This window comes from Thermococcus sp. (genome assembly GCF_027052235.1).
Taxonomy (GTDB): Archaea; Methanobacteriota_B; Thermococci; order Thermococcales; family Thermococcaceae; genus Thermococcus.
The window spans coordinates 1-7,971 of the sequence record NZ_JALUFF010000071.1 but is presented as its reverse complement, the minus strand read 5'-3'; the positions used below and the strand labels follow the sequence as shown (position 1 = coordinate 7,971).

8 protein-coding genes are annotated in these 7,971 nt (G+C 52.1%); 4 read left to right on the top strand and 4 right to left on the bottom strand.

The genetic code is table 11. From position 1 onward, the window contains the following. The first annotated feature begins 62 nt into the window (after positions 1-62). From MVC73_RS09630 to MVC73_RS09620, 3 genes are all read left to right on the top strand, one after another. On the top strand, positions 63-1,223 hold the full coding sequence (locus MVC73_RS09630) for a bifunctional 3,4-dihydroxy-2-butanone-4-phosphate synthase/GTP cyclohydrolase II (RefSeq protein WP_297510372.1): 1,161 nt from the start codon (positions 63-65) through the stop codon (positions 1,221-1,223). 49 nt (positions 1,224-1,272) lie between these two features. Continuing rightward, positions 1,273-1,737 (top strand): 6,7-dimethyl-8-ribityllumazine synthase, encoded by a 465-nt coding sequence (ribH, locus tag MVC73_RS09625; protein ID WP_297510379.1) that lies wholly within the window; start codon positions 1,273-1,275, stop codon positions 1,735-1,737. Between the two features lie 112 nt (positions 1,738-1,849). Then, positions 1,850-2,668: a mechanosensitive ion channel family protein gene (locus MVC73_RS09620; protein ID WP_297510370.1), complete on the top strand. Its 819-nt coding sequence runs from the start codon at positions 1,850-1,852 to the stop codon at positions 2,666-2,668. On the opposite strand, the gene MVC73_RS09615 is transcribed toward MVC73_RS09620, so the two are convergent. From MVC73_RS09615 to thiC, 4 genes are read right to left on the bottom strand one after another with little or no spacing between them, the layout of a single operon-like run. Beyond that, the gene (locus MVC73_RS09615; protein WP_297510366.1) at positions 2,665-3,258 is read right to left on the bottom strand and encodes an IMP cyclohydrolase; all 594 of its coding nucleotides are present in this window, start codon (positions 3,256-3,258) and stop codon (positions 2,665-2,667) included. The genes MVC73_RS09620 and MVC73_RS09615 overlap by 4 nt on opposite strands. Continuing rightward, a complete protein-coding gene (locus tag MVC73_RS09610; RefSeq protein ID WP_297510363.1) occupies positions 3,255-4,187 on the bottom strand; it encodes a formate--phosphoribosylaminoimidazolecarboxamide ligase in 933 nt (310 codons plus the stop codon). The genes MVC73_RS09615 and MVC73_RS09610 overlap by 4 nt, the downstream gene beginning before the upstream one ends. Further along, positions 4,184-4,843, bottom strand: a complete 660-nt coding sequence (locus MVC73_RS09605) for a phosphoribosylaminoimidazolesuccinocarboxamide synthase (protein WP_297510360.1) — start codon at positions 4,841-4,843, stop codon at positions 4,184-4,186. The genes MVC73_RS09610 and MVC73_RS09605 overlap by 4 nt, the downstream gene beginning before the upstream one ends. 4 nt (positions 4,844-4,847) lie before the next feature. Further along, the gene (gene thiC / locus MVC73_RS09600; RefSeq protein WP_297510375.1) at positions 4,848-6,128 is read right to left on the bottom strand and encodes a phosphomethylpyrimidine synthase ThiC; all 1,281 of its coding nucleotides are present in this window, start codon (positions 6,126-6,128) and stop codon (positions 4,848-4,850) included. Positions 6,129-6,271: 143 nt separating this feature from the next. On the opposite strand from thiC, the gene MVC73_RS09595 reads away from it, so the two are divergent. Continuing rightward, positions 6,272-7,855, top strand: coding sequence for a hypothetical protein (locus MVC73_RS09595; RefSeq protein ID WP_297510357.1), 1,584 nt, complete (start codon positions 6,272-6,274; stop codon positions 7,853-7,855). The last annotated feature ends 116 nt before the right edge of the window (positions 7,856-7,971 follow it).

Here is a 7,971-nt window from a genome sequence, read left to right as displayed (position 1 = left end):
ATTCCATTTTTGGAACAAATTTTTAAAAGATGTGGAACAAAATTGTTCCAGGGGAATGAAAGATGAACTGGGACTCAATAAGAAACGCTATCCTTGACGGAAAGCCGGTCGTTCTCATCGACGATAGAAGAGAATTTGAGGCCGATTTGGTTTACCCGGCCGAGATAGCCTCGCCTGATGTTGTAAACTTCATGCTCTCGATGAAGGGCCTCCTCTGCCTCACGATGGACATGGACGGGGCCCTGAAAAGGGGCTTCTTCCCCCTGCCGAGCAAGGAGGGCGAGACTAACTTTTTGATCCCCGTTGACTACAGGGAGAACTTCACGGGTATAACTGCCGAAGAAAGAGCCCTAACGGCCAGAAAACTGGCTGAGGGCCTCTCCATTGAGCACTTCAGGTATCCGGGTCACCTCCACCTGCTCGGAGGAGTGGGCCTGAACAGGCGGAGAGGGCATACCGAGGGCTCGCTTGAGCTCATGGAAATCCTCGGCTTCAAGAGGTACGCCCTCATAGTCGAGATACTCGACGAAAAAGGGGACTCCCACAACAGGGAATACGCGCTAAAGCTCGCTGAAGAGCATGATTTGCCGGTTGTAAACATCGACGACGTCTGGAAGGAGTTCGTAAAGAGGAAACAGCTGATTAAGGTTTACGCCAACGCGAAGTTGCCAACACGCTACGGCGAGTTCAGGATAATAGCCTTCGACAACGAGCTGGACTTCAAGGAGCACGTTGCAATAGTCAAGGAACCCTACGGGGAAGTCCCGCTCGTAAGAATTCACTCCAAGTGCCTCACCGGCGATACCCTTGCCTCGCTTAAGTGCGACTGTGGAAGCCAGCTGGCCAACGCGCTGAGGATGATAGCCCAGGAAGGTGGCATACTCCTCTACATGGATCAGGAGGGAAGGGGAATCGGCCTGAAGGAGAAGATAAAGGCCTACGAGCTTCAGGATAAAGGCCTCGATACGGTTGAAGCCAACGAGGCTCTCGGTCATAGGGCCGACGAGAGAACCTACGAGAGTGCTTTCCAGATGCTCAGGGCATTGGGCGTTTCAAAGGTCAGGCTCATAACCAACAACCCGGCGAAGGCCAAAGCCCTGGAGGAGTTCGGGATTGAGGTGGTTGAAATCGTCCCCGCTCCTCCTGAGGTTACCGACTACAACAGAACCTACCTGAAGGTGAAGGAAGAAAAGCTCGGCCACAGGCTTCCGGTGAAGGTTTGAATAATTATGTATTTCGCAATATTACAAACTTACAAAAATGGTGGTGAAAATGGAGGTTAGAACCTTTGAGGGCGGTTTTGACGGAAAGGGCCTTAGGATGGCGGTTGTCGTAGGGCGCTTCAACGACCTCCTCACAGGGGAGATGCTTGAAGGGGCTTTGGACTGCTTCAGGAGGCACAGCGTCGATGCAGTTGACGTCGTAAAAGTTCCAGGTTCCTTCGAGATACCTTTCGTTGCCAAAAAACTCGCCGAAAGCGGAAGGTACAACGCGGTTTTAGCGCTTGGAGCCGTCGTCAGGGGAGAAACGAAGCACTTCGACCTCGTTGCCAGCGAAGTTGCAAAGGGCGTCGCCAACGTTTCCCTCCAGACTGGAGTCCCGGTAATCTTTGGTGTCATAACCGTTGAGGACGAACTCCAGGGTCTCAACAGGGCAGGTATAAAGGCCAACAAGGGCTTCGAGTACGCCATGGCGGCGCTTGAGATGGCCAACCTGATGAGGAAGCTGAGGGACTGATCTTTCCTTTTCCCTTTGCTGAGGCAAGTGGCACATCTTTTCTGCTTTATGATGCTCTCCCAGCTAAGAAAGTGTTAAAGAGGACAAACCGGATTCACAATGAGGTGATAGCATGGTAGCCCCTGATAAGCCGCTGCCCTACGTTGGTGTAACACCCATCCAGATCGTCACGGCAATTGTAATCCTGGTCGTCGGCTGGATTGTTACAAAGATAATAACAGCCTCCTTCAAGCGCGGGCTGAGGAAGACGAGACTCCCCGACCTCGTCGTGGAGTTCCTTACCAAGTTTTTCAGCGCCCTGCTGTACGTTGCCGTGCTGCTTCTCGCGGTCAGGGCCCTTGGAATTGGAGTTGGTTCAGTAGTGCTGGGCCTCTCCGCGGTGATAGGCCTCATCCTGGGCTTCGGGATGCAGGACACACTCACGAATCTCGCCTCTGGTATGTGGATAGTCGTACTGAGGCCCTTCGACATCGGAGATGTGATCACGGTAGGAGGGCACACCGGAAAGGTCACGTCGATTGGCATTATGAACACAGAGCTTCTGACGGCAGACAACGTTTTTGTCGCGATACCCAACAGGCTCGTCTGGGGCAGCCCCATAATCAACTACACGAGAATGCCAACCAGAAGGGTAAGTGTTGACGTTGGCATTGCCTACGGCACCGATCTCGACAGAGCGATAAAGCTGGCGATGGAGCTCATGAAAAATCACCCCAAAATCCTCAGTGAACCTGAGCCAACGGTAGTTATAACCGCCCTCGCCGACTCTTCAATAAACCTCCAGCTGAGGGCCTGGACGAAGACCGAGGACTACTGGACTGTAAAAGGCGACCTCACCAGGGGCATCTACGAACTCTACACTAGGGAGGGAATAGAGATACCCTTCCCGCAGATGGACGTCCACATCAAAGAGATGCCAGGGCAAAGTTAGGGAGCAGCCTCAACCTCCCAGCTCTTTTTATTTTCCACAACCCCTATTGAGAGAACCTTATGCTTGAAAGGAAGCTTAAGGACCTCCGAGGCGAGTTCTCCGGCAGAGCTGAAGTCGTTTAGGGCAATTTCGATGAAGCCATCCACGTTGTAAGTGGCCGTAACGAATGCCCTCTTTTCTTTCAGCCTAAGCTCCCTCACCCAGAGCCCCTCTTTACCGACGAAGCCGAGCCAGCCCCGCTCGCTCCCGCGCTCTACGACTCCAGCTATCCTCGGCGTGCTGTATTCGTCCCTCTCGTAGTCCATCGCATCGAGAACGTGAACCAGAGCCTTCCTCGGCTTCTCCCACTCAAGGGCCTGGAAGATAAAGTCCGTGTGGAGGCCGTTGGTAACCACCGTGTACCTCTCGTTTGCCCTCACCACCGGGTAGCTCACGTAGGGGTTGTCCGTCTCGGTCTGGTTGATGATGTAGGCGGCGTTGGCCTTGATTAAGGCCTTCCTCTTTGGAAAGGAGCGGGAGCAGAGAAGGTAGAAGGCGAAGGGTTTGCCGTTCATCAGGCCAATTCCGAGGGTTCTTCCAGTGTAGGTCAAGCTACCACCTCCCCAAGCCTGTCCTCCTCAAGGGCTAGCCTTATCTCCCGCGCTATCCTCCTTCCAACGCTCATCGGCTCCTCCCAGTAGAGCCGTCCGTACCAGTGGAGGGCGTTGCTTCCTCCGTCTATCCGCGAGGCGAAGCCAATGGCCCTGAATTCCCCGTCGTAGTCAAAGTGCAGGGCGAAGGGGCCGATTATCCCTGGCGGTTCAAGCTTTTGCATGGCCTCGACGAAAGCCAATCCGTAGTCGTAGAGCCTCGGCAGGAGCGATTCCCTTAAAGCGACGCCGACGTTGCCCGTTATCGTGTAGGAAAGCGGTTTAACAGGCCAGCGGGCGTTTCCGTCCGCTATAACCACCCGCTCGTCAACGCCGAGCAGTTCGAGCCGTTCCAAAATCGGCGAGTGGAAGAAATGGGCGTAGAGGTAAACGCCGGGGATGAAGCGCTCCACACGGTAGTTGCCATCAACGCCCTCCAGCCTTTCCTCAAGCTCTTCTCCTTTGGCGATGAAGTGTCCGCTACCGCCCCTCGGCCCCTCAAGGCGGACGAAGTAAAGCTCGTTCGGCTTAACCTCTTCAGGCTCGACAACCTCAACGCGTGGTATTCCAGCTTTGTCGAGGGCCTTATCTTGAAGCTCAAAGGTTGTCTCCCACTTGAGGAAGCGCCTGTTGCCGAAGAACCTTGCATTAGCCCTTTCTATTGCGTCAATGCCGAGATAAGCCACGAAGGAGCCGTGAGGAACCACTATCCCTTTGTCGTTGAGAACCGCGCTCATATCCTCCCTTATCAAAAGCTCGTCCGCGAGCCTCGTGGAGGCGTAGAAGGCCTTTCTCCCGGGCTTCACGTAGAGCCTCGTCCTAAAGCCCTCGTCCTTGGCTCCGAGGAGAATCTGAAGGGAGGAATGGGAAGCTATCGTCGAGATTATCATCCAATCACCTCCAGCAGTTCTTCCCGGGTTAGAATCCTCCCATCTTTAGCAACGCGCATCGTGTCTCCGCTCAGCTCGTCTATGACTAGAAGCTCTCCGTTCAGCCTGCCGAACTCAAGTTTGAAGTCAACCAGCCGAAGGCCCTTTGAGGAGAAGAACTCCCTCAGGATTCCTGCCACCTTTCTTGTCGTTTCCTTCATATTCTTGACCTCTTCCCTGTTCGCGATCCCGAGGGCGACTACTGCATCTTCAGCTATCAGCGGGTCGTCGAGGCGGTCATCCTTCAGGGTGAACTCGACTATTCCCAAAGGCTGGAACGGTTTCACCCAGCCTCCGTATCTCCTCAGGAAGCTCCCGTAGGCGAGTTCGCGGTAGATAACCTCAAGCGGTATCTTTTCAGCCTTCAAAAAGCGGGCCTTCCTCTCGTCAATCCTCCCAATGAAGTGCGTCTTTATCCCGTTCTCTTCTAGGAGCTTGAAGAAGAACTCGGTCTGCCTCAAAACAACACTCCCCTTTCCGGTCTTTTCGCCGATAACCTCGTTGCTCCCGCTGTCTTCCTTCCCTTCTCTGCCGAGGACTGTGTCCTTGAAGTGGAAAATGAGGTAAGGACCGTCCTCGTAGACGTCCTTTGTTTTACCGGAGTAGAGGAGCCTCAAGCTCTCACCCCTTCTGCAGCATGTCGTTGATGAGCTTTATCGCGCAGAGGTCACCGCACATCGAGCAGGCCTCTGTTTTGGTCGGCCTCTCCTTTCTTATCTCAATGAACCGCTCTTTATCCTGGCTCAGCTCGAACTGCTCGGCCCAGTTGAGCTTTCCTCTCGCTAAGCTCATGAGGTAGTCCCTCTTAAAGTCGGCCTCGAAGCGGGTTAGGTTTACCGCGTGGGCCGCTATCTTCGCCGCTATGACTCCCTGGCGGACGTGCTCGACATCGGGAAGGCCGAGGTGCTCTGCCGGCGTTACATAACAAAGGAAGTCCGCGCCGTTTAGAGCTGCTATTGCACCGCCTATTGCAGCGGTGATGTGGTCATAACCCGGAAAGATGTCCGTGACGAGAGGCCCTAGGACGTAGAAGGGAGCGTTGTCCGTCGCTATCTTTGCCAGCTTTACCTGCGCCGCTATCTGGTCTATTGGTACATGTCCGGGCCCCTCGACCATCGTCTGAACTCCCGCTTCCCTCGCCCTCCTCACGAGCCTCCCGAGGGTATATAGTTCGGCTATCTGGAGTTCGTCTCCTGCGTCAGGTAATCCACCGGGCCTCAGGCCATCGCCCAGGCTGAGAACAACGTCGTACTCCTTAGCAAGCTCCAGCAGGTAGTCGTAGTCCCTGTAGAACGGGTTCTCCTCGCCCCAGTGGAGTATCCATGCCGCCAAAAACGTCCCCCCGCGAGATACCATGCCGACAACGCGCTTTGTCCTCTTCATCTTCTCGACGACTTCCCTGGTGACGCCGACGTGGATCGTCGTGTAGTCAACTCCATCTCTAAAGTGCTTCTCCACAGCCTTCCATATGTCCTCCTCGCTCATCTCGATGATGGCCTTTCCCTTAGCGAGCATCTCCTCTGCGGCCTGATAAATCGGAACGGTACCGATTGGCACGTCAACGGCGTGCATTATGGTTTTCCTGATCTCGTCAAGGTCTCCGCCGGTGGAGAGGTCCATTATGGTGTCGGCGCCGTATTTGACGGCCGTCTTGGCCTTCTCTATCTCGGCCTTAACATCAACAATATCGCGAGATGTCCCTATGTTCGCGTTCACCTTAACGCGGACAACGTTGCCCACAGCGACGGGCTTAACCCAGTCGTGCTTAACGTTGCGGAAGATTACAGTATGGCCCTTCGCTATGCTCCTCCTGAGCTTTTCCGGGCTTATCCCTTCCCTCTCAGCTACGAACTTCATCTCCTCGGTTATCTCTCCCCTCTTCGCGGCCTCAAGCTGGGTCATTCTCATCACCCGGTTTTAAAACCAGTTTATAACAAAGTTTTTAAATTTCAAAACTAGATTTTGACCGCGGCTTAAAAGGTTTTTGGGCCTCAAACGAAAAACTTTTTAAAATCGTAAATATTACCAATCATTGAGGTGATTTAATGAAAAAACTAATAATAGCAACATTAGTAGGTCTAAGCTTAGTACTAACAGCGGTCTCAGCCGCGTTGCAGATTCCTATAACCTCAACGGAGTATGCGGGGATGAAGGTCGAATATTACAGGGGCATGTTTTTCGGCCCGTCCTTTGAGGTCGAGCTACCAACCAGCGACCCAGCGACGGTCACGGTCTCACTTCTCATGCCCAACGGCTCTTTGATAGATCTTGGAGTTTATTCGGGCAAGGGCAAAATCTCAATAGACTTCCGCCGGATACTTTATGCTATGCGTGAATGGGATAGATACCTAAGAACAGAAGGCATAAACCCCGATAGTGTTAAACCTTCACTGCTTCTGCTGGGGACTACTGTCGACAGAGACGGCAATCTAAACTACTTCATGAAAACAATCCCCCTCAACATTGATAGAATAGTATCGAGAATGAGAGTTAAAGTCCAGCTCGACAATTCGGCATCGGGCAGGATTTATAGCAGGAGAGAAGTTGAGAAGATCCTCAAAGATTCCAAAAGAGTAACCTCAAGGGAAATTGTAGGCGCGTCTACCGGCGGCTCATCTCTCTTAGAATCTTCATGTTCACCTATTTTCTACGAGGGCGGCGACCGGACATGGTACTGCTTTGAGTGGTTCCACGAGAAGACACTGGGCAGGGCCAGCATTATTCCAGTAGCCGCTTTCCAAGTGACTGGGGACACTGATAAAGTGAATAGTATTTTTATCTCCCTTAATTACGACTCAATATCGGATAACAATGCAGAATTGGCTTTTTCTGCAGTGGGAGCTATCGAGAAAGGGGGCGTTAGCGGCTCGGTAGAAGGAAAGATTCTTGGCTATTCATACACAATAGACAGAAGGTCACTCAGAATTCCAGAATCAACAGTTAAGATATGGGGTTCGGAGTTAACATCACCTTCTGTTATTGGGGCCGGAGTTAGGGGAAGTGCTGTATTTGCAAAGTATCAACTCTATAGAGTTGATTATGTTAACGGAGAAGTCTGGAACAAGAAGCCTCTAGACACCTACGCTTATGTGGTTCTTGGAAAACCCGATGAAAATGACATGCATTTAAGGAAATTCGTTGAAGCAGGATGGCCAAGTAGAACTGGTGGGCCAATGAGCAGAACCATGTGGTTTGTACATTGGTATTGGGATACTAAAGGCAATATAGAGAGCACGGGAGGAATCCTCACCAATACCTACTACTTTGGTCACAGGGTAGACACCCTTCCACTGTTTTCGGCTTCGGCGCCGGTGTTGGGTGTTATTGGAAGTGGAAACACAAAAGTTACACCTTTTACCTTGGCGATTGGTGTGGGGTTAACCAAAGAAACAAGAACGTCTTCATTGGTCAGCCTCTCATTGGCACTAAAAGAAACGTACAAAGACACCAACGTTCGTCTCACGATATACTCTAGCAAGGTTAGGCTTGAGTACAAGGGCAGGAAATATCCCCTCACGGGAATGTTTGGTGATATCTTCATACCTGGGAGTTCAGGGTACAATCCTCCCTGTGATCCACACAATAGGTACTGTCCCACAGAGAACCCTGAAAACCCAACAGGTCATTGATTTCCGCCATCCCTTCTGATTTTATTATGGTCTAAAGCTGATTTCTAAAACCAGTTTATAACAAAGTTTTTAAATTTCAAAACTCAGTTTTGAACGCGGCTTAAAAGGTTTTGGGT

What these genes read in the sequence shown, in the direction of transcription:
- thiC (WP_297510375.1), bottom strand. Translation starts at nt 6,128, where the DNA reads ATGACCCAGCTTGAGGCCGCGAAGAGGGGAGAGATAACCGAGGAGATG.
- MVC73_RS09595 (WP_297510357.1), top strand. Translation starts at nt 6,272, where the DNA reads ATGAAAAAACTAATAATAGCAACATTAGTAGGTCTAAGCTTAGTACTA.
- MVC73_RS09610 (WP_297510363.1), bottom strand. Translation starts at nt 4,187, where the DNA reads ATGATAATCTCGACGATAGCTTCCCATTCCTCCCTTCAGATTCTCCTC.
- MVC73_RS09620 (WP_297510370.1), top strand. Translation starts at nt 1,850, where the DNA reads ATGGTAGCCCCTGATAAGCCGCTGCCCTACGTTGGTGTAACACCCATC.
- MVC73_RS09630 (WP_297510372.1), top strand. Translation starts at nt 63, where the DNA reads ATGAACTGGGACTCAATAAGAAACGCTATCCTTGACGGAAAGCCGGTC.
- ribH (WP_297510379.1), top strand. Translation starts at nt 1,273, where the DNA reads ATGGAGGTTAGAACCTTTGAGGGCGGTTTTGACGGAAAGGGCCTTAGG.